Genomic DNA, 22,263 nt, shown 5'->3' on the forward strand with positions numbered 1-22,263 from the left:
ATGTACAATATTTAAGTTTTTTTAGAGATTTTGTTGATAACATTAAAAATATTAAATATTGCATCTCGAACACCAAGAGAATGAGCTTTTTTTGCCATAATAAAAAGCTTATCTCTATCTAATGAATTAAGTATATTAACTATTAATTTCGTATTAAGATTTGACTGATCAATAATTTTTGCAGCACCAATTAATTCTAAATCTTCTGCATTTCTATGCTGTTGTTTGTCTTTATGTGGATAAGGTATAAAGATAGCGCCTAATCCTACTATAGATATTTCACTTACAGTTAAGGCTCCAGAACGGCAAATAATTAAATCAGCCCATTCATATGCAGAAGCTATATTTTTTATAAAAGAGGTTATTAAATTTTGATTTAATCTAAGTTTATTATATTTTTTTTTAGTTTTTTCTAATTCATAATTTCCTGTTTGATGCCAAAAAATAATTTTTTCTTTCAATAAAAATGATACTTCTGGTAAAATACGATTTAAAATAGAAGAACCTTGACTTCCACCAATAACGAGTACTCGTAAAAGACCTGTTCTATTTTTAAAACGATTAATGGGATTAGGAACTTTTATAATACTTTGGCATACTGGATTTCCAACCACTTCCGCATTTCTTAAAACTCCAGGAGACGCTTGCATATTTTTTGTAGATATTCTAGACAGCCATTTATTTGTAATACCTGCAATTTTATTTTGTTCATGTAAAAGTAACGGAATATTACAGTTCCAAGAAGCTACCCCTCCTGGACCAGATACGTACCCTCCCATTCCAAGAACAATGTCTGGAGACCAAGTTTTTATTATTTTTTTTACAGCATAATAAGCTCGCAGTATATATATTGGAGAAATAATTAAATTTTTGAGACTAGTATTGCGCAATCCTTTGATCGAAATATAATGAATTTTAATACCATATTTAGGTATAATTCTAGATTCTATGCTATTTTTTGTACCTATCCAATTAACAAGCCATCCTTTTTCAATTAAATAACGTGCTATAGTAAGCCCCGGAAAAACATGACCACCACTTCCACCTGCCATAATTATTATTTTTTTAGGAATCATTTGGGACCTCTAGGAAATGCTTGCGATGTTTTTAATCTTGTTTCAAAATCAATTCTTAAAAGAAAAAAAATAGCTATTGAATTAATAATTAAACTTGAACCTCCATAGCTGATAAATGGCAAAGTTAGTCCTTTAGTCGGTAAAATACCGGTAACAGAACCAACATTAATTGATGTTTGAAAACTAAGCCAAATACCAATAGAACATGCTAAAAATCCTGAAAAAATTTGTTTTTTTTCTAGCGCTTTTTGTCCAATATACATTGCTCGGAAAGAAATAGTAAAAATTATTAATAATATTAAAAAAGAGCCGATATAACCTAATTCTTCACCTATAATAGAAAATATAAAATCACTATGTGCGTCAGGTAAATAATCTAGCTTTTGTATTGAATTTCCCAAACCTTGACCTAAAAAATTTCCACGTCCTAATGCTATTAATGATTGTGTTAGTTGATATCCATTACCAAACGGATCTTCCCAAGGATTCCAAAAAGATAAAACTCTTTTAATTCGATAAGGTTCTAATAATATTAATAAAATTATAGTTAATATACTAACAGTAATAATTATAAAAAATTGTCCTATTTTAGCTCCAGAAAGAAATAAAACTGATATAGTAGTAAAAAAAAGAACGACAACAGTACCTAAATCAGGCTCTGCTAATAGAAGCATTGACTGTGTTATAATAACACTCATGGGTTTAAAAAAACCCCAGAAATTATTGCGTACTTCATTAGATTTTCGTGATAAATAACTAGCAAGATAACAAAAAGAAGAAATTTTACATATTTCAGAAGGTTGGATATGTAAAAACCCTATATTGATCCATCGAAAAGATCCATGTATTGAATGACCGATAAGTAATACTAATACTAGCAATACAATTGAAATAATTAGTATAATATTGCTATTTTTTTCCCAAAAAATGATCGGTGTTCGTAAAAAAATAAAAGATAATAAAAATATTAAAAAAAAATAAAAAATTTCTCTTTTTATAAAAAATAATGGATTATGATATATCTTTTGACTTATAGGAATTGATGTAGAGATCACCATAATTAATCCGACAGAAAATAAACCTAGAGTCAACCATACTAATGCACGATCATATAGTATAAAATAAGAATTTCGTGTGTTATATTTTTCTTCAATCTTTTTTGGATTTTTTGAATTTTTTTTTTGTAAGTGTTTCAAGTTATTTCCTTTATTAATTTTATAAAAAGATTACCTCTCTCTTCAAAGTTAGAAAATTGACCTAAGCTGCTGCACCCAGGAGACAAAAGAACGGTATCACCTGATTTGACTTGTTTTGAAATTAAAATTACTGCTTTTTTTAAATTTTCAACATAAATAGATTTTTTTTCACATATTTTTGACAATTTAATGCCATCTCTTCCAAAACAGTAAATTTTTATTTTTAAAGTTCTAAAAATATTTTTTAATATATTAAAATTTGCAGATTTACTATCGCCGCCTAATAATAATCTTATTGTTCCAGTTGTTTTTATAGAATTTAAAGCAACTTGAGTACTATTTACATTTGTGGATTTAGAATCGTTTATCCAACGTACTCCTTTTTCATTTTTTATTATTTGAAATCGATGTGGTAAATTCGAGAAACTTTTAAGTACATTTATTGCGTCATTTCTAGGGAATTGCATTGCATCTGAAATAGCTAAAGAGACTAATATATTATTGTAATTATGATATCCATATAATAATATTTCACTAGTATTTAATATTTTTTTATTTTTAAAAAATAAAATAGGGTCATTGCTTTTAGAACAAATACGATAATCACTTCTATTTGTTCCAAAACTAATCCATTTTTTATTCTTACTATGAATAAGACTTTTTTCTATCTTATCATTAGAGTTAATTATACAAATTTCTGCTTGATTATAAACAGACAATTTAGTGTTTTTATATTGTTGGAATCCATTTGGGTATCGATTGATATGATCTTCGCTAATATTAAGAATAACTGCTATCTTAGATTTTAAATTAAATGTATTTTCTAGTTGAAAACTAGACAGTTCTATTATGTATAAATCTGCTTCTTTATCAAGTATTTCTAGTACGGGAACACCTATATTACCACCTAGAAAAGCTTTATATCCTGATTTTTTTGCAATTTTTTCAATCATGGTAGCTACAGTACTTTTTCCATTAGTCCCTGTTATTGAAATAATAGGACAGGTCACTTCTCTAGAAAATAGTTCAATATCACTAATAATCTCAATACCTAGCAAACGTGCTTTAATTAAAATAGGTTTAAATGAAGAAATACCCGGACTTATAACAATTAAGTCTGATTCTAGAATCCACTGATGGTCTAAACTTCCTAAACTATATTCAATATTTTGAGGAATTTTAATAAAATTTGAAGGATGTTTAGATTCATCAATAATTTTAGGTTTTATTCCTTTTTTTAAAAAAAAATTAATGCAAGATATTCCTGTTAAACCCATTCCTAAAATTAATATTTTTTTACCAAAATAATTATATGACATCAACATACCTTTAAAGAAATGAGACTTATGAGTAACAATATTAGTGACACAATCCAAAATCTTACGATAATCAAAGGTTCTAATATTCCTTTGACTTCATAATGGTGGTGAACTGGTGCCATTTGAAAAATTCTTTTTTTTCTTATTTTAAACGATATAATTTGTAATATCACAGATATTGTTTCAAAAACAAAAATACCACCCATGATAATTAGTAGTAATTCTTGATGTAATAATATTGCTATAGCTCCTAAAGAACCACCTAATGCTAGTGATCCAACATCTCCCATGAACACTTTTGCTGGATAGCTATTAAACCATAAAAAACCTAATCCTGAACCAACAATTGCCATACATAATATAGCTAGTTCTGTTGAATTTTTTACATATTGAACATGTAGATAATGTGAGATATTTATATTGTCGCTAAATAAAGATATTAATGTCAAACCACAAGTTAAAAAAATAACTGGCATAATAGCTAAACCATCTAATCCATCTGTTAGATTAACTGCATTACTAGTGCCAACTAGTACAAAATAAGAAAGAAATATATATAAATAGTTTATTTCAAAATCATTCTTTATACAAAAGGGAATTATTAATTCAGTAGAAATAATATCTTTATTGTTTATCTTAATCATACAGATGAATATGAAAGCAATAATAGATAAAAAAAAATATTTCCATTTTAGTTTTAATCCTTGACTATTTTTATACTTTATTTTTTTATAATCATCTATAAAACCTATTAAGCCATATCCTATTAAAATACTTATGACGTACCAAATATAAATATTGGATAAATTACAGTATAGTATTGTCGAAAACAATATAGAAAAAATTATAAAAATTCCACCCATGGTAGGTGTGTTTTTTTTTGAATAATGTGTTTTTGGCCCATTATTTCGTATAATTTGATATGTTTGTAATTTTTTAAAGTAATATATAAAATATGGCCCAATATATAGATTGATAAAAAAAGAAGTTAATAAGCTAAATATTGCACGATATGGAATATAAGAAAGAATATTTAAATTTATATGTAAATATTTATTAAAAAAAATTAGCATTTTTTTTTGCTCTCCTTAATAAGATCTTCTACTACTTTTTCCATTTTTGTACTACGAGATCCTTTAACTAATATGGTTATTTTTTTTTTCTTTAAAAAAACATTTTTTAAATATTCGCTTAATTTTTTTTTATTTAAAAAATGTTTGCCATTATTAAAAATTTTAGTGATTTCACTACTCATATCACCAATGCTAAAAATTTTATTAATTGCAGATGAATTAGCAGTATTTCCTATCATTTGATGATACATCATACTGTTTTCTCCTAATTCGGCCATATCTCCAGTTACTAATATTTTATAACCTGGCATTCTTTCTAAAACTTTTATTGCTGAAATCATAGATGAAACGTTAGAATTGTAGGTATCATCAATTAAAATTTTATTGGGTTCTAGTATAATAGACTCTAATCTTTTTGAAACAATAGGTGTGTCCAATAGTCCTATTTTTATTTTTTTTAAAGGTATTTTAAGCGCAAATGAAAAGGCACTAGCTGCTAATGCATTAGATATGTTTTGGTAACCTAAAAACGGTAATGAAATATTTATTTTTCCACACGGTGTATGCATCGTAAAAGATGTGCCATGTATATGAATTTTAATATTACTACAAAAAAAATTACTATATTTTTTTTTTTTAATAGAAAAGAACAAAATATTACTGTTCTTTATGTCTTTTTTCCATTGTGAAAAATGATGACTATCTAAATTAATAATAACTGTACTATTAGGTTTTAAACCAGAAAATATTTCTGATTTTGCTTTAGATACTCCTAATAATGATTTAAATCCTTGTAAATGAGCACAATGAATATTATTAATTAGTATAATATCTGGTTGACTGATATTACTAGTATAAGCAATTTCGCCCGGTTTACTCGCACCTAATTCAATCACACCATATTTATGTTCTTGTTTTAATTGAAGTAAAGTCATTGGAACACCAATATTATTGTTTAAATTATCAATAGTAGATATTGTATTCCCATTTTTCCTAAGTATAGAGGCCGTCATTTCTTTTACTGAGGTTTTTCCACAAGAACCGGTAATAGCTAATATTTTTGCCTTAGTTTTTTTGCGAACCCAGCCAGCAATTTGACCTAACGCAATAGAAGTATTTTCCACTATAATATATGGAACATGGGGTTTTATATTTTTTTGTGTAACAAATGCAGCACACTTTTTTTTTAAGGCATCGTGTATAAAAATATGAGCATCAAATTTTCTACCTATTAAAGCAATAAAAAGACAACCTGGAATAATTTTTTTAGTGTCTATGACAATTTCATTTATTAACAAATCTGCTCCATATAGCGTTCCGTTCGTTATTAAAGCAATTTTTTTTAATGATAAAGAAATCATATATTTTTTCCTAATAAATTTAATACTATTTTTTTATCTGAATAGTTTATAGATCTATTTTGAATTATTTGTTTTTCTTCGTGTCCTTTTCCAGCTATTAAAATTATATGATGATATTTTGCTCCGAAATAAGCATAAGATATTGCTTTTTTTCTATCAGGGATAATTAATATTTTTTCCTTATTTTTACAACCATTTAAAATATCTTGAATAATTTTTTTTTCTTTTTCATTTCTGGGGTTGTCATTAGTAATGATCACTTTATCTGACATTTTTTCTGCAATAGCACCCATAATAGGGCGTTTTTTTTGATCTCTTTCTCCTCCGCATCCAAATATACACCATATATATCTTTGGTAATGTGAATGAATGGCATTAAGTGTTTTTTTTAGTGCATCAGGTGTATGAGCGTAATCGATAATAAAAGTTGGTTTTTTGACATAAGAAAATAATTCCATTCGACCCTGTACTGGTATTATTTTTTCAGACGTATGGATTAAGTCTGATAAACTATAGCCTAGTTCTAAAAGACAAGCTAATGACAACAGGAGATTAGTGACATTAAAACGTCCAATTAAACAAGAGGATATTCTTCCTGTTCCCCAACTAGATTCAAATGTAATATAAATGGAATTATTATTCTGTTCAATATTAGTGGCATTAATCCATTTTGTAGAATATTTTTTTTGTTTTCTGTTTTGAATAGTAACAGCTACTGTGTAGAAATTAAGTAGTTTTTTTAACCATATTTTCCCATATTGATCATCAGCATTTAATATAATTTTTTTTACCTTATGTGTACTAAATAATAACCATTTTGCGGATTCATATTTTTCCAAATTTTCATGATAATCTAAGTGATCTTGAGTTAGATTAGTGAAAATTGCAATATAAAAAGGAACTTCTTTAACGCGATGTTGTATCAAACCATGTGAAGAAACTTCCATAGTCACTAATTCAGCTTGTTTTTCTAAGACTTTAGATAAGAATAGTTGAATAAAAATAGGCGAGGAAGTTGTATTATTTGTAGGTTGCAAAGAATTATAAAAACCATTTCCTAAAGTTCCCATAGTTGCTGTTTTTGTACCTAAAATTGTACTCCACTGATTGATTAATTGTGTTACCGTAGTTTTTCCATTAGTACCAGTTATGCCAATGATTTTTAATCTCTTTCCTGGTTCTTTATAAAAACGATTTGCTAACAATGATACATTTTCAGATAGTTTAAAAAAGTATATTAGAATAACATTCTTGATATATTTAAATATTCCATGCTTATCTTTTTTTTTAGTTTCACATAGAATAGCTGCTGCTTTTTTATTAATAGCTTGAACAATGAAATGACGGCCATCTTTTTTTATCCCCGGAACTGCTATAAACAAATCTCCTGGAGTTAAAGTTCTGCTATCCATCTTCAAATTTGAAATATATTTTTTTGGAATATTTTTAATCCATGGTAATAATAAATATTTTAAGCAAATTTTATTCATTCAGTTCCTTTTATTTGATTTTAAAATCATTTTTTGATTTGACAAGTTATCTGGTTTTATATTCATTTTTTTTAATATTAGTTTCATTATATTACTAAAAACTGGAGCAGAAACCGCTCCTCCATAATATTTTTTTCCTTGAGGATTATCGAGAATAATTATCAATGAAAATCTTGGATCGCTAGCTGGTGCAATTCCTGCTGTATAAGCTGTGTATTTTTTAATATAACGCCCATGAATTCCTACTTTTTTTGCAGTCCCTGTTTTTACAGCAACACGATATCCTCGGACTGCCGCTTGAAGACCTCCTCCACCTGGTTGAGAAACACTTTCCATCATATTAATTACTTTTTTGACATATTTTGGGGGGAAAATTTGTTTTCCGCCTGTTGGACGGTCAGTTTTTATAATTGAAAGTGGACGATATATTCCATAACTAGCAATAGTAGAATATAATCTTGCTAACTGAAGTGGAGTTACCATAAGTCCGTATCCAAAAGACAAAGTAGCTTTATCTAAATTAGACCACCTTTTTTTAGGAGGGAAAAAACCATGTTTTTCTCCTATTAATCCTAGTTGAGTAGGTTTACCTAATCCAAATTTAATATAACTATCGAGTAATTTTAAAGTTGGCATGGATAGTGCAATTTTTGACACACCCACGTTACTTGATTTTTGCAATATACCAGTTATCGTAAGTTTTTCATGATAGGATACATCTTTTATTTGATGTTTTTGAATTAAAAAAGGTTTTGTATCAATAATTGAATTTTCTTGTATTATTCCAAGTTTTAACGCTTCTATAATGACTATTGGTTTTACTGTTGAGCCAGGTTCAAAAAGATCTGTAATTGCTTTATTACGAACATTTTTTTGTATGATATGTCGTATATTATTAGGATTATATGAAGGACTATTTGCCATAGCTAGAACCTCTCCTGATTTAATGTTAATTAAAATTGCAGTTCCAGAATCAGATTGGCTTTTTTTAACCCCTTCTTGTAATTCATTATATACAATAGTTTGTAATTTTGTATCAATGCTAAGATTTAAGTTATTAGATGCTCGTTTATGAACTAAAGATATTTTTTCAATAACATGTCCTTTATTATCTTGTCTTATTTTTCTTTTTCCTGGTTTTCCTGTTAATAATAAATCGAAGCTTTTTTCTATTCCTTCAATCCCTATTCCATCTATATTAGTAAAACCTACTAGTTGAGCTGAAATTTCTTTAAATGGATAGTATCTTTTTGATTCTTCTAATAAAAAAATGCCAGGTAACTGTAATTTTTTAATATATTCTGAAATTTCAGGATTAATTTGACGAGCTAAGTAAATAAATTTTGATTTTTTATGAGAATTTATACGTAGAAACATTTTTTTTAAAGGAATAGAAAGAATTTCTGATAAAGCTTGCCAACGTTTATGGTTTTTAATATTTTTTGTTTTTAGAATTACTGATGGATCTGCACAAATTGCGTTTACTAATACAGTAACTGCTAACGGATAACCTCTTCGATCCTTAATTGCACCTCTTGTACTAAGTAAAGATTGTGTTCTTAATGTTCGACGATCTCCTTCTGTTATTAATCGATTAGAACTGATAATTTGTAAAAAAATTACGCGAAGTGTTAAAATAAACAGGGACAAAAAAATAAAGCCATATAATAAAAAAAAACGCCAATTTATATAATTTATTTGTTTTGATTTTAAAAATCTATTTTTTTCTTTTTTATACATTTTCTAAATAATATCCATCAATGTACATTTATTTTTATAAAATAAAAATTTTTTTATGCTAAAATTATTTTTTTTGAACTGTAGAATGAATAGATAAAGAATTTTTTTCAATTATTAAATTTCTCCATTCATCATTTTTTTTTTTTTTTTTTGAATAACATCTTCTTCTTCTGTAATTAATAATCGAGTATTATAAACTGTAATGATGACTAAGCTAGCTGATAATATAATAGCTATTAATAAAGTTAAATGAATTTTCCCATATAAAAGAAAATCATTTTTGATGATTTTAGGTAAATCATAACGTTGAATTTTCATATTTATTCTTGTATTTCTGCGATACGAAGTACGGAGCTGCGAGCTCTAGGATTATTATTTATTTCATTTTGTGTAGGTAATATACGATTTATAATTTTTAATTTACATGTTGTTAACCTATTTAATTGTTCTTCCGTAATAGGCATTCCGTATGGAATAATTGCTTTTGTGCTGTTTTTAATCATGAATTTTTTTACTAATCTGTCTTCTAAAGAATGAAAACTAATAATAGATATACGTCCTCCTGGCTTAAGTATTTTTAGCGTGCTTTCTAAAGCTTTTTGAATTTCTTCTAACTCTTGATTGATATAAATTCTAATTGCTTGAAAACTCCTTCTTGCTGGATGTTTAAATTTATTTTTTGTTGGTATAGTTTTTTTAATAATGTTGGCTAATTCTAGAGTACTGGTTATTTTTTTTATTTGACTTCTACGTTTGATAGCATAAGCTATTTTTCTTGAAAAACGTTCTTCTCCGAAATTTTTTAAAACAAAAGAAATTTCTTTAACATTACTTTCAAAAAGCCATTCGGAAGCAGAAATTCCATAATTAGGATTCATTCGCATATCTAAAGGGCCGTCATTTTTAAATGAAAAACCTCTTCTATAATCGTCAATTTGTATTGAAGAAACTCCTAAATCAAATATAATTCCATTTACTTTCCCTATAATTTTTTCATTTTTTGCAAAATCTAATAATTTTGAAAAATTTTCATTAATTATATGAAAACGTGAATCTTTGATTTCACTTCCTATGGAGAAAGCAATGGGGTCTCTGTCAATAGAATATAATCGACCATTTTGTCCTAATTTTTTCAAAATTTCATTTGAATGTCCACCTGTTCCAAATGTACTGTCAATATAAATACCGTTTTTTTTTATTTTTAAAGAATCAATTAGTTCTTTTTTCATTACTGGAATATGTTTAAATATGTGATTCATTTTTTAAATATAGACGATATAAAGTAAGAATATAGTACATGGTCATTTCTATTTAAATAACCATGTTTAATATTTTTTAGAAAGAAGAATGTGAAATGTTATTAATTTAAATTTAAAACATTTATCCCCGAGAAATACCAACAATTCCAGAACGAGTTACCTCGATAATTTCTGAAAAATTACGTATTATTTTTAAAAAAGCATCAATTTTTTTCGTAGTACCAGACAATTGCAATATATATGTTGCAGATGTTATGTCTACAATTTGCCCTCGAAATACTTCAGTAATATGTTTTATATCATCTCTTCTATGATTGTTTATCTGAACTTTTAATAATACGATTTCCCGTTCTATATGAGAAGATTGTCCAATTTGTACAACTCTTAATACATCTATTAATTTATGCAGTTGTTTTTCAATTTGTTCAATAGCTTTTTCATTTCCTACTGTTTGTATAGTCATTTTAGATAAAGTAGGATCTTCAGTAGGTGCTAGCGTAATAGTTTCTATATTATATCCTCTTTGTGAAAAGAGTCCTATTACTCTTGATAGTGCACCTGATTCATTTTCCAATAAAATAGATAAAATTCTTCGCATATTTTTAGGCAACCTCTTTTTTCCTTAGCCGCATTTCATTCATGCCACCCCCTTGAATCTGCATAGGATAAACATGCTCAGAATTATCTATTTGAACGTCTACGAACACCAAATGACCATCAGACAATTTACTTAATGCAAGCATTAATTTCTCTTCTAATTCTATAGGTTCAGTAATTTGGATACCAAAGTGGCCATAGGATTCTGATAATTTTACAAAATCAGGAAGTGAGTCCATATAAGAATGGGAATGTCGTCCTGAATAAATCATATCTTGCCATTGTTTGACCATTCCTAAAGAAGAATTGTTGAGATTTAATATTAATACTGCTAAATTATATTGTCGTGCTGTAGATAATTCTTGAATATTCATTTGAATACTGCCATCTCCTGTAATACAGATAACAGTTTCTTTGGGCAGGGCTAATTTAACTCCTAATGCCGCGGGTAATCCAAATCCCATGGTACCTAATCCACCTGAATTAATCCAACGTCTAGGTTTGTTAAATGGATAATATAATGCAGTAAACATTTGATGCTGTCCAACATCTGATGTGATATAAGACGTTCCTTTTGTGAGTTTAAAAAGAGTTTTAATAACTGTTTGAGGTTTTATCTTATTACTTAGTTGATTGTATTGTAGACTATTTATTTTTTTCCATTTTTTAATAGTATTCCACCAATCTTCTAACAGTGAAATTTTCTTTTCTTTTTTTAGTAATTCTATCATTTTTTGCAAGACATGTTTAGCATCTCCTACAATAGGTATATTGGCAGATACAGTTTTAGAAATAGAAGTCGGATCAATATCAACATGTAAAACAATCGCATTTGGACAGTATTTATTTAAATTATTTGTTGTGCGATCATCGAATCTTACACCGATTGCAAAAATAACATCGGCATGATGCATGGTCATGTTAGCTTCATACGTACCATGCATTCCTAACATGGAAATATTTTGATCATGAGTGCCTGGAAAACTACCTAATCCCATTAAAGAAGTCGTAACAGGACAGTTGATCTTTTCTGCAAAAATTCTTAATTCTTCACTACTGTTAGAACTAATAATTCCGCCCCCTGCATAAATCACTGGTCTTTGAGCTTTTAATAATGTATGCAGAGCTTTTTTAATTTGCCCTATATGACCTTTAGTTGTTGGATTATATGAACGTATATTAATATTATCTGGCCATTTATAGAGATATTTATTGTCTTTTTTTAAAATATCTTTCGGTAAATCAATTACTATAGGTCCTGGACGGCCACTAGATGCTAACCAAAAAGCTTTTTTAAAAACAATTGGTATATCTTCAGTTTTTTTAACTAAGAAACTGTGTTTTACTATTGGACGAGAAATTCCGATCATATCACATTCTTGAAAAGCATCATAACCGATTAATGAAGAAGCGACTTGTCCTGAAATAACAACCATTGGAATAGAATCCATGTATGCTGTTGCAATACCAGTAATAGCATTAGTTGCACCGGGTCCAGAAGTAACTAATACTACTCCAGTTTTTCCAGTAGAACGAGAATAACCGTCAGCCATGTGAGTTGCAGCCTGTTCGTGTCTCACTAGAATATGTTCGATTCCACCAACGGTTTTTAGAGCATCATAAATATCTAGTACAGCACCACCAGGATAACCAAATATATGCTGTATTCCCTGATCAATTAATGATCGAACGACCATTTCGGCTCCTGATAATATTTCCATTTTTTTCCTCCAGGATACTAATTTATTAGGTTGTATTTCCTAGATCTCTATCTATCAGTTTATCCTGTAGTTCATCTAGATAAAATTAGCACTATTTAGTTTAAAAGATTATAAAAAATTCAAAAAATTTATTTTTAATGTTATGTTTTATTTAAGAAGTCATTTTAAATGATGTCATGTTTTATTACTATTAAATGAAAAATTAATTTTGATTTTTATTATTGCAAATATATCAGATATTATCAATTAATAGAAAGTATTAAGTATTATTTAATGTAATTTAGTTTTTATATGTTGAATGATTGGAATATTTTTTTCAACTAAAAATCTTTTAAATTTAGGTGAGATCCATGTTGAAAAAACATTTTTTTTTTGAGTAATAAGACATACCGCTAATTTCTCTTTTAATGCTAACTTTTGAGCTTTTCTAAAACCTAGTATTAATAATCCTGTATCCCAAGCGTCTGATTCTAAAGCTGTTGAGGAAATTACACTAACTGAAACTAAATTATGATGTATAGGTTTGCCGCTATGAGGATCAATTAAGTGCGAAATATGTTTTCCTTCAAGAGAATAATAATTACGATAACTGCCTGCTGTACTGATTGCATTATTCTTTAAATATACAAGTAAGTGTATTGATTTTCTTCTATCAACAGGTTTTTGAATTGCGATAATTTTATCTTTTCTTGTATTTTTTTCTACTTTGACTAATACAGCTCCTCCTACTGAGATAGTATAATTTTTTATTTTTTTTTTGTAAGTATACGTGACAAATGATCTACAGCAAAGCCTTCACCAAGAGTGGAAAGATTAATTTCTATCCCATCTATATCTTTTTCTAGAAACATCCCAAAAGAATTTTTAATAAGTTTTAAATGTTGACTTCCGGAAAGGAAAATTTTTTCTTTTATTTTTTTTTTAGAAGGATAATGAGTGAGTTTTTCTTTAGTGCCAAATCCCCACATATTAATTAATCGACTAATTGTAATATCTAATTTCCCATTAGTTTTTCGATTAATTTTTAGGGCGGTTGAAATAATTTTAAAAAAATCTTGATTGATTATTTGACGCTGATGTTTTTTTAGTCTATTAAATTGAGATACAAGAGAATTTTTCTTCCAAGAAGAAAGCATTTTTTCATCTTCATCTAAATTTTGTTGTATTAAATTTTTTATGTATTTTTTATTTTTTAAATTAGGGATCTTGACTTGCCAATATGTACCCATAGTTTTTCCTGTTAATGTTGCAATATTTTGTTTTTCTCTATCTAAATATCTATTATAAAAATTAACGACTATAAATATAAAAAAAATAAAAACACTGTAAATAATTTTTAAGAACATAAATAATATTATTCTCCTAATTAACAAAAATAAATTTTATCTGATAAATAAAAAAATAAAGTTATAGATTTTTTTGAGTTTTCAAATATAAATATTTATTATTTTGTAGTTTGTTTTCTAATTTTCAATCTTTTTAAAAATTTTATATAGATATTAACCAGAAATGGAGTTAAATATCGATGGAGTGTATAATAAACATTTATTCTATTGTGTAATGCATTATAATAATATCTTTGTTTACAGATTAGATTGTAATTATGAGAAAGAAATAATGAAAAAATCAGCTATAATATTAAGTAAAATAATACTGATTTTGACGCTATTACTAAGTTTTGGAATGTCTTGGAATAATGTTTTCTCTAACACAAAAAATAGTATTGTTTCCAGAGAAATTTCTCCTAGTTTAGCGCCAATGTTAGAAAAAGTTATGCCTTCAGTAATTAGTATTAATATTGAAGGAAGTGCAATTACACGTACTTCTCGTTTACCTCATCAATTTCAACCATTTTTTGGTGATAATTCCCCTTTTTGTCAAGGAAATTCACCATTTCGACACTCACCTTTTTGTCATATTAATCCTGACTCTGATGATAAAAAAGAAAAATTTCGGGCATTAGGTTCAGGTGTTATTATTAATGCTGACAAAGGATATGCAGTAACAAATAATCATGTTGTTGAAAATGCAAATAAAATTCAGGTTCAACTAAGTGATGGACGTCGATATGAAGCACGAGTAATTGGGAAAGACTCTCGTTCTGATATTGCTTTAATACAATTAAAAAATGCAAATAATTTAAGTGAGATAAAAATTGCTGATTCCGATAATTTAAGAGTAGGAGACTATACTGTAGCTATTGGAAATCCATATGGTCTTGGAGAAACTGTAACCTCAGGTATTATTTCTGCTCTAGGACGAAGTGGTTTAAATATTGAGCATTATGAAAATTTTATTCAAACTGATGCGGCAATTAATAGAGGAAATTCTGGTGGAGCCTTAGTTAATTTAAAGGGTGAGCTAATAGGTATTAATACTGCTATTTTAGCTCCAGATGGCGGAAATATTGGAATAGGATTCGCTATTCCTTGCAATATGGTAAAAAATTTAACAGCACAAATGGTTCAATTTGGACAGGTAAGACGAGGAGAATTAGGTATAATGGGCATGGAACTTAATTCAGATTTAGCACAAATTATGAAAATAAATTCACAAAAAGGAGCATTTGTTAGTCGAGTTTTACCTAATTCTTCTGCATTTGAAGCAGGTATTAAAGCTGGTGACATTATAATTTCTTTAAATAGAAAACCAATTTCTAGTTTTTCATCATTACGTGCTGAAATAGGATCTTTGCCAGTTGCAACTAAAATGGAATTAGGAGTATTTCGCGAGGGAAGAATTAAAAATATTACTGTAGAATTAAAACATTCCGTAAAACACAATTTAAATTCAGAAAATGATTATATAGGAATTGAAGGTGTAGATTTAAGTGATTATATATTTAATGAACAAAAAGTTATAAAAGTAGATAATGTAAAACCACATACTCCTGCATCAAAAATTGGTTTTAAAAAAGATGATATTATTCTTAACGTAAATCAGAAATTAATAAGTAATGTGGACGAATTAAAGAAATTTTTACATAGCAAACCTAAAATTTTAGTTTTTAATATAAAAAGAGGAAATGATACTATATATTTAGTAAGCGAATAATAATTTTATAGTTCCGCCCGAACAAATACGGGCGGCTTTTTTCTTATTTTATATTTCGTAATAATTGATTAATTTCTGTTTTTCCTAATGTTTTTGCATCTACTTTTTTTACAATAATAGCAGCATAAAGGTTGTAATTTCTATTTTCGGATGGCAAAGTTCCAGAAACTACTACAGAATGGGCAGGTACTCTTCCGTAAAAAATTTTTCCGTTCTCTCTGTCATAAATTTTTGTGCTTTGCCCAATAAAAACGCCCATAGAAATCACACATCCTTTTTCTATAACAACTCCTTCTACAATTTCAGAACGGGCACCAATAAAACAATTATCTTCAATAATTGTAGGATTATTTTGAAGAGGTTCTAGAACGCCACCTATACCTACACCTCCAGATATATGCACATTTTTACCTATTTGAGCACAAGATCCTATGGTAGCCCAAGTATCTATCATAGTACCTTGATCAATATATGCACCTATATTTATATAAGAAGGCATAATTATTGTATTATAATTAATGAATGCACCATATCTTATTGTTGCTGGTGGTACTATTCTGACTTTTTCTTTTTTAAATTGTTTTTCATTATATTTTTCATATTTTAATGGAACTTTATCATAGTAACTAGTGTAACTACCTTCTATAAATTTATTTTCTTTAATATATATATATAATAGAACTGCTTTTTTTAACCATTCGTGTGTAATCCAAGTATTATCTTTTTTTTCTGAAATTCTAATTATGCCATTATTTAATAATTTAATAACACGAAAAATAGTTTGTAAGATTTCATAATCAAGGTTATTTAGGTTAATTTTATTTTTATTTTCATAAGTTTCTTCAATTATTTTTTTAAGTTCTTTCATATTTTAATGTGACCTAATTTATTATTAATGAATAAGAAAAATTGTTAAATTATCAATAATTTAATTTATATTAACTAATTTTTGAGAAATATCTTCATCCTTTTGCCATGTTAAAATATCACATCCATATTCCGTTACTAATACAGTATGTTCATATTGAGCTGATAAAGAACGATCTTTAGTTTTCACAGTCCATCCATCTTTCATACATTTTACTTCTGGATTTCCAGAATTAATCATTGGTTCAATAGTAAAAATCATTCCTTTCTTTAGAATAATATTGTTTTTTTTATTTTTATAATGTAATACATGAGGTTCTTCGTGGAAATTACGTCCAATTCCATGTCCACAATATTCTTTTACAACAGAAAAATTGTTGCTTTCAACATAATTTTGAATAATTTCGCCAATTTTATATAACGGTATACCTGGTTTTACTAGTTTTAAAGACAGATATAAGCTTTCTCGAGCAACTTGACATAAACGTTTAGATAAAATACTAGTTTTTCCTATATAAAACATTTTTGAAGTATCACCATGATAACCATCTTTAATGATCGCAATATCTATATTAACTATATCTCCTTCTTTAAATACTTGATTTTTACTTGGAATACCATGACATACTACATCATTAATGGAAATGCAGATTGATTTTGGAAATCCATGATATCCTAAACATGCCGAAATAGCTTTTTTTTTATAAACAATATAATCATGACAAATTTGGTTGATATCTTCTGTACTAATTTTTGGCTGAAGATGTTCTTTTATCATTTCTAATACTTCAGCCGCTAATTTTCCAGATATGCGCATTTTTTTAATTTCTGATTCTGTTTTAATTATGCAACTCATAATATTTAGCCGTTTTTTTATATCAATTTCTCAGATTTAAGATATATTTAAATTATACTGTAAAAATATATATATTTTAAAAAAATTAATTATAAATTATATGAAACATCAATAATTATTGGTTTTATTAGCATAAAAAATGATATAAATTACTTTATATGGTATATCAATTAAAATTAAAAATTAATATATTAATCTTTATTTTTTATTTAAGATAATATTTACAAAAAATTTCATATTTTAAAAAATTTTAGAGGTAATCATGGAAATTGTATCAATGCGCGAGATGTTAAAAGCAGGAGTTCATTTCGGTCACCAAACACGTTATTGGAATCCGAAAATGAAACCTTTTATTTTTGGTATTCGTAATAGAGTACATATTATTAATTTAGAAAAGACCCTACCAATGTTTCATTTCGCTCTATCAGAATTAAAAAAAATTGCTTTGAAGAAAGGTAGAATATTGTTTGTAGGTACTAAGAAAGCTGCAAGCAAAGGAATAAAAGAAGTCGCTATTAATTGCGAACAATTTTATGTAAATCATCGTTGGCTAGGTGGTATGTTAACAAATTGGAAAACTGTTCGACAATCTATAAAACGTTTAAAAGATCTAGAAATAGAATCTAAAGATGGTACTTTTTCTAAATTGACTAAAAAAGAAGCTTTAATAAGATCAAGAGAATTATTTAAATTAGAAAATAGTTTAGGAGGTATTAAAAATATGGGAGGATTGCCCGATTGCTTATTTGTTATTGATGCTGCACATGAAAATATTGCAATAACAGAAGCTAATAACTTAGGTATTCCTGTATTTTCTATAGTTGATACTAATTCTAATCCTGATGGTGTAGATTACATCATACCTGGTAATGATGATGCCATTAGATCTGTGAATCTTTATTTAAAATCTATAATGCTTACAATTTCTAAAATAAATAATCAAAATTCGTTAGATAAAGTTTTTATTGATACTAAAAACAGTACTAATATTGAATAGAAAATATTTATTAATATTTTAAATATTAATTTAATAAAGTCATAATAAACTATTTATAAAAAAGGAAACTAATATAGTGAAAACCAATGTTGATACTGGTCTTATTAAAGAACTAAGGTCTCGTACAGGAGCGGGTTTTTTAGCATGTAAACGAGCGTTATTAGAAGAAAATGGAGATATCGAATCGGCAATTGATAATTTACGAAAATCAGGAAAATTAACTGCTGAAAAAAAAATTAATAATATTACCAATCAAGGTGCGATTTTTTCTAAGATTAAAAATAACATTGGCGTCATGCTTGAGTTAAATTGTGAAACTGATTTTGTGTCTAAAGACAACTTGTTTATTTGTCTAGGCGAAGATATTCTAGTAGAAGCATTAGAAAAAAGAATAAAAGATATCAATCAATTAAAAGTTATTTTTGAATCAAGAAGAACGGAGTTGGTATCAAAAGTAGGCGAGAACATTAATATCCGTCGTTTTCATTTAATAGAAGGTGAAAATATTTTTTCCTATCTTCATGGGGTTCGTATTGGAGTTTTAGTTAGTTCTAGTTCGCTAAATAAAACAATATTAAAAAATATTGCAATGCATATAGCTGCAAGCAAACCAGAATATTTACATCCAAAAAATGTATCTAGTGAGGTTTTTCAACGGGAATATCAAATTCAACTAGAATTAGCTAAGAATTTAAATAAGCCTTCAAATTTATTGAAAAAAATTATAGACGGGAGAATGGAAAAATTCGTTAACAATATCTCTTTAACTAGTCAGAGCTTTATTATGAACCCTATAAAAACAGTAGGAGATATTTTAAATGAAAATCATGCACATATTGAATCATTTATTAGATTTGAATTAGGTGAATTAGTATCTAAATAAAATATAGATTTAAAAACATATTAATATAAAATATATTTAGGTTGAGAAATATGTCTACTGATAAGAAATTCATATACCGACGTATTTTATTAAAGATAAGTGGAGAGGTATTACAAGGAGTTAATAAATTTGGTATTGATATAAATTCTTTAAAAAGAATAGCAAAAGAAATTGAATTTATAGTAAAAATTGGTGTACAAGTCGGTTTAGTTATCGGAAGTGGTAATTTATTTCGTGGTGCAAAATTATCTAAATTAGGTCTTAATCGAGTAGCTTCAGATCATATAGGTATATTATCAACAGTTATTAATAGTTTAGCCATGAGAGATACAATTAATTCCATCTCTTCTATTAAAACTTGTCTAATGTCTGCAATACCATTAAATGGTATTTGTGAAATATACAATTATGAAAAAGCAATGAATTTATTATCTAATCATGTTGTTGTAATTTTTTCAGCTGGAACAGGAAACCCTTTTTTTACAACGGATTCAGCGGCTTGTTTGCGTGGTATTGAGACAGAATCTGATATTATTTTAAAAGGAACCAAAGTTGATGGGGTATATTCAAAAGATCCAAATAAAGATTCTCATGCTTTTCTATATAGAAGACTGACATACAAAGATGTCTTAAAAAAAGAGCTAAAAATTATGGATTTAGCCGCTTTTACACTTGCTAGAGACTATCATATGCCAATTCGAGTTTTTAATATACATACTCCCGGTTCTTTATATCGCATCATCATGGGAGATGATGAAGGTACTCTTATTACGAGATAAATTTTGAAAAAAATTTAGAAAAATTCATTTTAAAATAAAACATTTTATTAGATTAAAAAAAATATTATATAGGTAATCATGTGATTAATCAGATTGATATAAAAACTCGTGAACGAATGGAAGCATGTATTCAAACGTTTCATAATAATATTACCAATATTAAAACGGGCAGAGCATCACCGACATTGCTTCATAATATTTATATTGAATATTTTGGATCTAAAACTCCTTTACGTCAAGTGTCTAATATAATAGTTGAAGATTCTCATACTCTTAAAATCAATGTTTTTGATGATTCGATTACATCTTTAATTAGAAAATCTATTTTAAATTCAAATCTTGATTTGAATCCAGTTTTACAAGGGAAAGATATAATTATTCCGATTCCTAGACTAACAGAAGAAAGAAGAAAACAATTAATTAAAGTAATCCGTGGTGATGCTGAAAGTAGTCGCATTCAGATTCGCAACATTCGCAGAGACGCAAATGATAAAGTTAAGAGATTACTTAAAGATAAAATTATTAGTGAAGATAATGAGCATACTTCACAATCAAAAATACAAATAATGACAAATGAATATATTAAAAAAATAGACTGTATTTTAGAAAAAAAAGAAAAAGAACTTATGAAATTTTAATATTTGATACTTAAAATATACATATTTGATATAATAAAACATACATTAAAAAATTATTAATTTTTTATAATTAAGAATATTTATGAAGAAAATCACTATTTTAGGATCTACTGGTTCCATTGGTATTAACGCGCTATCTATTATTCAAAAAAATCCAGATTTATTTAAGGTAATTGCTTTAGTAGCTAATAAAAATTTTTCTATTATGTTACGTCAATGTGAGTTATTTTCTCCTGATTGGGTGGCTATGAGAGACGAGAAATCTGCTCATATATTAAGAAAAAAATTAAAACATAGTAAAATCAATACTCAAGTTCTTACTGGAGAAAAAGATATTTGTGCGTTAGCTGCATTAGAAGAAACAGATCACGTTATATCTGCAATTGTTGGAATGGCTGGTTTGTTACCGACGTTATCTGCAATACATGCTGGCAAAACAATATTATTAGCTAATAAAGAATCTTTAATTACAAGTGGTTATTTTTTTATGAAAGCACTTTCTTCAAGTGGCGCGAAAATTATTCCTATTGATAGCGAACATAATGCTATTTTTCAAGTGTTACCTTTAGAAATTCAAAAAAACTTAGGTAAAACTACTCTAGAGAAAAATAGTATCAAGCATCTTGTTTTAACTGGTTCTGGAGGTCCGTTTTATAAATTTTCTTCATCTGATTTATCTAATGTGACTCCAGATCAAGCTTGTTCTCATCCCAATTGGTTGATGGGAAAAAAAATTTCTGTAGATTCAGCTACTATGATGAATAAAGGTTTAGAATATGCTGAAGCAAGATGGTTATTTAATGCTTTGGAATCAGAAATTAAAATTTTAATTCATCCTGAATCAATTATTCATTCTATGGTGCAGTATTATGATGGTTCTTTATTAGCACAATTATCAGTACCTGATATAAGAACATCTATTTCATATGCAATGTCTTGGCCTGACCGTATTTGCACAGAAGTTGATTATTTAAATTTTTATAAAATAAATAATCTAACTTTTTTCGAACCTGATTTTACTCAGTTTCCATGTCTAAAGTTAGCTATTGATGCTTTTTCTCAAGGGCAGGCTTCTATGACAGTTTTGAATGCCGCTAATGAAATTGCCGTGTCATCTTTTCTCGATTCTAAAATTTCTTTTACTAAAATTTATGAAATAAATATGGAAATATTAATGTCTTCCTGTTTTTCCGAACCAAAGTGTATTCAAGACATTCTAGAAATTGACAGAAAAGTAAGAATATTAGCAAAAAATAAAGTATCATCTTTAATTTTTTAAACGTACATTATGTTAATGTACTAATTCATCAATTATTTAATTCAAAACTTTTTTTAATAAAATTTTGTTTTTGAGAGA

18 protein-coding genes and 2 pseudogenes are annotated in these 22,263 nt (G+C 27.2%); 6 read left to right on the forward strand and 14 right to left on the reverse strand.

The features are described 5' to 3' along the window. Positions 1-11 precede the first annotated feature (11 nt). From murG to BU_RS03245, 12 genes and pseudogenes are all read right to left on the reverse strand, one after another. Complete coding sequence (gene murG / locus BU_RS01160) at positions 12-1,076, reverse strand: undecaprenyldiphospho-muramoylpentapeptide beta-N-acetylglucosaminyltransferase (protein WP_010896008.1); 1,065 nt, start codon at positions 1,074-1,076, stop codon at positions 12-14. Further along, positions 1,073-2,230: a cell division protein FtsW gene (gene ftsW / locus BU_RS01165; protein WP_407843036.1), complete on the reverse strand. Its 1,158-nt coding sequence runs from the start codon at positions 2,228-2,230 to the stop codon at positions 1,073-1,075. The genes murG and ftsW overlap by 4 nt, the downstream gene beginning before the upstream one ends. A gap of 38 nt (positions 2,231-2,268) precedes the next feature. Then, positions 2,269-3,591 carry a UDP-N-acetylmuramoyl-L-alanine--D-glutamate ligase gene (gene murD, locus BU_RS01170; RefSeq protein WP_010896009.1) on the reverse strand — a complete coding sequence of 441 codons (1,323 nt, stop codon included), beginning with the start codon at positions 3,589-3,591 and terminating at the stop codon, positions 2,269-2,271. Next, complete coding sequence (gene mraY / locus BU_RS01175) at positions 3,591-4,664, reverse strand: phospho-N-acetylmuramoyl-pentapeptide-transferase (RefSeq protein WP_010896010.1); 1,074 nt, start codon at positions 4,662-4,664, stop codon at positions 3,591-3,593. Before mraY ends, murD begins: the two co-directional genes overlap by 1 nt. Beyond that, positions 4,658-6,025, reverse strand: a complete 1,368-nt coding sequence (gene murF / locus BU_RS01180) for a UDP-N-acetylmuramoyl-tripeptide--D-alanyl-D-alanine ligase (protein ID WP_010896011.1) — start codon at positions 6,023-6,025, stop codon at positions 4,658-4,660. The genes mraY and murF overlap by 7 nt, the downstream gene beginning before the upstream one ends. Further along, entirely contained in the window at positions 6,022-7,515 is a 1,494-nt protein-coding gene (gene murE / locus BU_RS01185; protein WP_010896012.1) for a UDP-N-acetylmuramoyl-L-alanyl-D-glutamate--2,6-diaminopimelate ligase, read from the reverse strand. Before murE ends, murF begins: the two co-directional genes overlap by 4 nt. Beyond that, positions 7,516-9,255, reverse strand: a complete 1,740-nt coding sequence (gene ftsI / locus BU_RS01190) for a peptidoglycan glycosyltransferase FtsI (protein WP_010896013.1) — start codon at positions 9,253-9,255, stop codon at positions 7,516-7,518. It lies immediately after the preceding gene. A 64-nt stretch (positions 9,256-9,319) separates the two neighbouring features. Next, positions 9,320-9,573: pseudogene (gene ftsL, locus BU_RS01195) on the reverse strand (cell division protein FtsL). Between the two features lie 2 nt (positions 9,574-9,575). Further along, a complete protein-coding gene (gene rsmH, locus BU_RS01200) occupies positions 9,576-10,514 on the reverse strand; it encodes a 16S rRNA (cytosine(1402)-N(4))-methyltransferase RsmH (protein WP_009874180.1) in 939 nt (312 codons plus the stop codon). 121 nt (positions 10,515-10,635) lie between these two features. Further along, positions 10,636-11,112, reverse strand: a complete 477-nt coding sequence (gene ilvN, locus BU_RS01205) for an acetolactate synthase small subunit (protein WP_010896015.1) — start codon at positions 11,110-11,112, stop codon at positions 10,636-10,638. 4 nt (positions 11,113-11,116) lie between these two features. After that, entirely contained in the window at positions 11,117-12,832 is a 1,716-nt protein-coding gene (locus BU_RS01210; protein ID WP_009874182.1) for an acetolactate synthase 3 large subunit, read from the reverse strand. A 270-nt stretch (positions 12,833-13,102) separates the two neighbouring features. Then, positions 13,103-14,178, reverse strand: a pseudogene (locus tag BU_RS03245) (FAD:protein FMN transferase). 271 nt (positions 14,179-14,449) lie between these two features. Between BU_RS03245 and degP the strand changes: the two are divergent. After that, positions 14,450-15,886, forward strand: coding sequence for a serine endoprotease DegP (degP, locus tag BU_RS01225; RefSeq protein WP_010896016.1), 1,437 nt, complete (start codon positions 14,450-14,452; stop codon positions 15,884-15,886). Between the two features lie 43 nt (positions 15,887-15,929). On the opposite strand, the gene dapD is transcribed toward degP, so the two are convergent. Further along, positions 15,930-16,754, reverse strand: a complete 825-nt coding sequence (gene dapD / locus BU_RS01230; protein WP_009874185.1) for a 2,3,4,5-tetrahydropyridine-2,6-dicarboxylate N-succinyltransferase — start codon at positions 16,752-16,754, stop codon at positions 15,930-15,932. Between the two features lie 60 nt (positions 16,755-16,814). Continuing rightward, complete coding sequence (gene map / locus BU_RS01235; RefSeq protein WP_009874186.1) at positions 16,815-17,609, reverse strand: type I methionyl aminopeptidase; 795 nt, start codon at positions 17,607-17,609, stop codon at positions 16,815-16,817. A 262-nt stretch (positions 17,610-17,871) separates the two neighbouring features. On the opposite strand from map, the gene rpsB reads away from it, so the two are divergent. The 5 genes from rpsB to ispC all read left to right on the forward strand — a co-directional run bounded on the left by rpsB (position 17,872) and on the right by ispC (position 22,185). Beyond that, positions 17,872-18,606: a 30S ribosomal protein S2 gene (gene rpsB / locus BU_RS01240; RefSeq protein WP_009874187.1), complete on the forward strand. Its 735-nt coding sequence runs from the start codon at positions 17,872-17,874 to the stop codon at positions 18,604-18,606. Between the two features lie 76 nt (positions 18,607-18,682). Continuing rightward, positions 18,683-19,489 (forward strand): translation elongation factor Ts, encoded by an 807-nt coding sequence (tsf, locus tag BU_RS01245; protein ID WP_009874188.1) that lies wholly within the window; start codon positions 18,683-18,685, stop codon positions 19,487-19,489. Between the two features lie 50 nt (positions 19,490-19,539). Further along, on the forward strand, positions 19,540-20,268 hold the full coding sequence (gene pyrH, locus BU_RS01250; RefSeq protein ID WP_009874189.1) for a UMP kinase: 729 nt from the start codon (positions 19,540-19,542) through the stop codon (positions 20,266-20,268). Positions 20,269-20,348: 80 nt separating this feature from the next. Further along, positions 20,349-20,906 (forward strand): ribosome recycling factor, encoded by a 558-nt coding sequence (gene frr / locus BU_RS01255; RefSeq protein ID WP_010896017.1) that lies wholly within the window; start codon positions 20,349-20,351, stop codon positions 20,904-20,906. A gap of 82 nt (positions 20,907-20,988) precedes the next feature. Further along, positions 20,989-22,185, forward strand: coding sequence for a 1-deoxy-D-xylulose-5-phosphate reductoisomerase (gene ispC / locus BU_RS01260; RefSeq protein WP_010896018.1), 1,197 nt, complete (start codon positions 20,989-20,991; stop codon positions 22,183-22,185). Positions 22,186-22,263: the final 78 nt, after the last annotated feature.

It is taken from the genome of Buchnera aphidicola str. APS (Acyrthosiphon pisum) (assembly GCF_000009605.1).
Classification (GTDB): domain Bacteria; phylum Pseudomonadota; class Gammaproteobacteria; order Enterobacterales; family Enterobacteriaceae; genus Buchnera; species Buchnera aphidicola_I.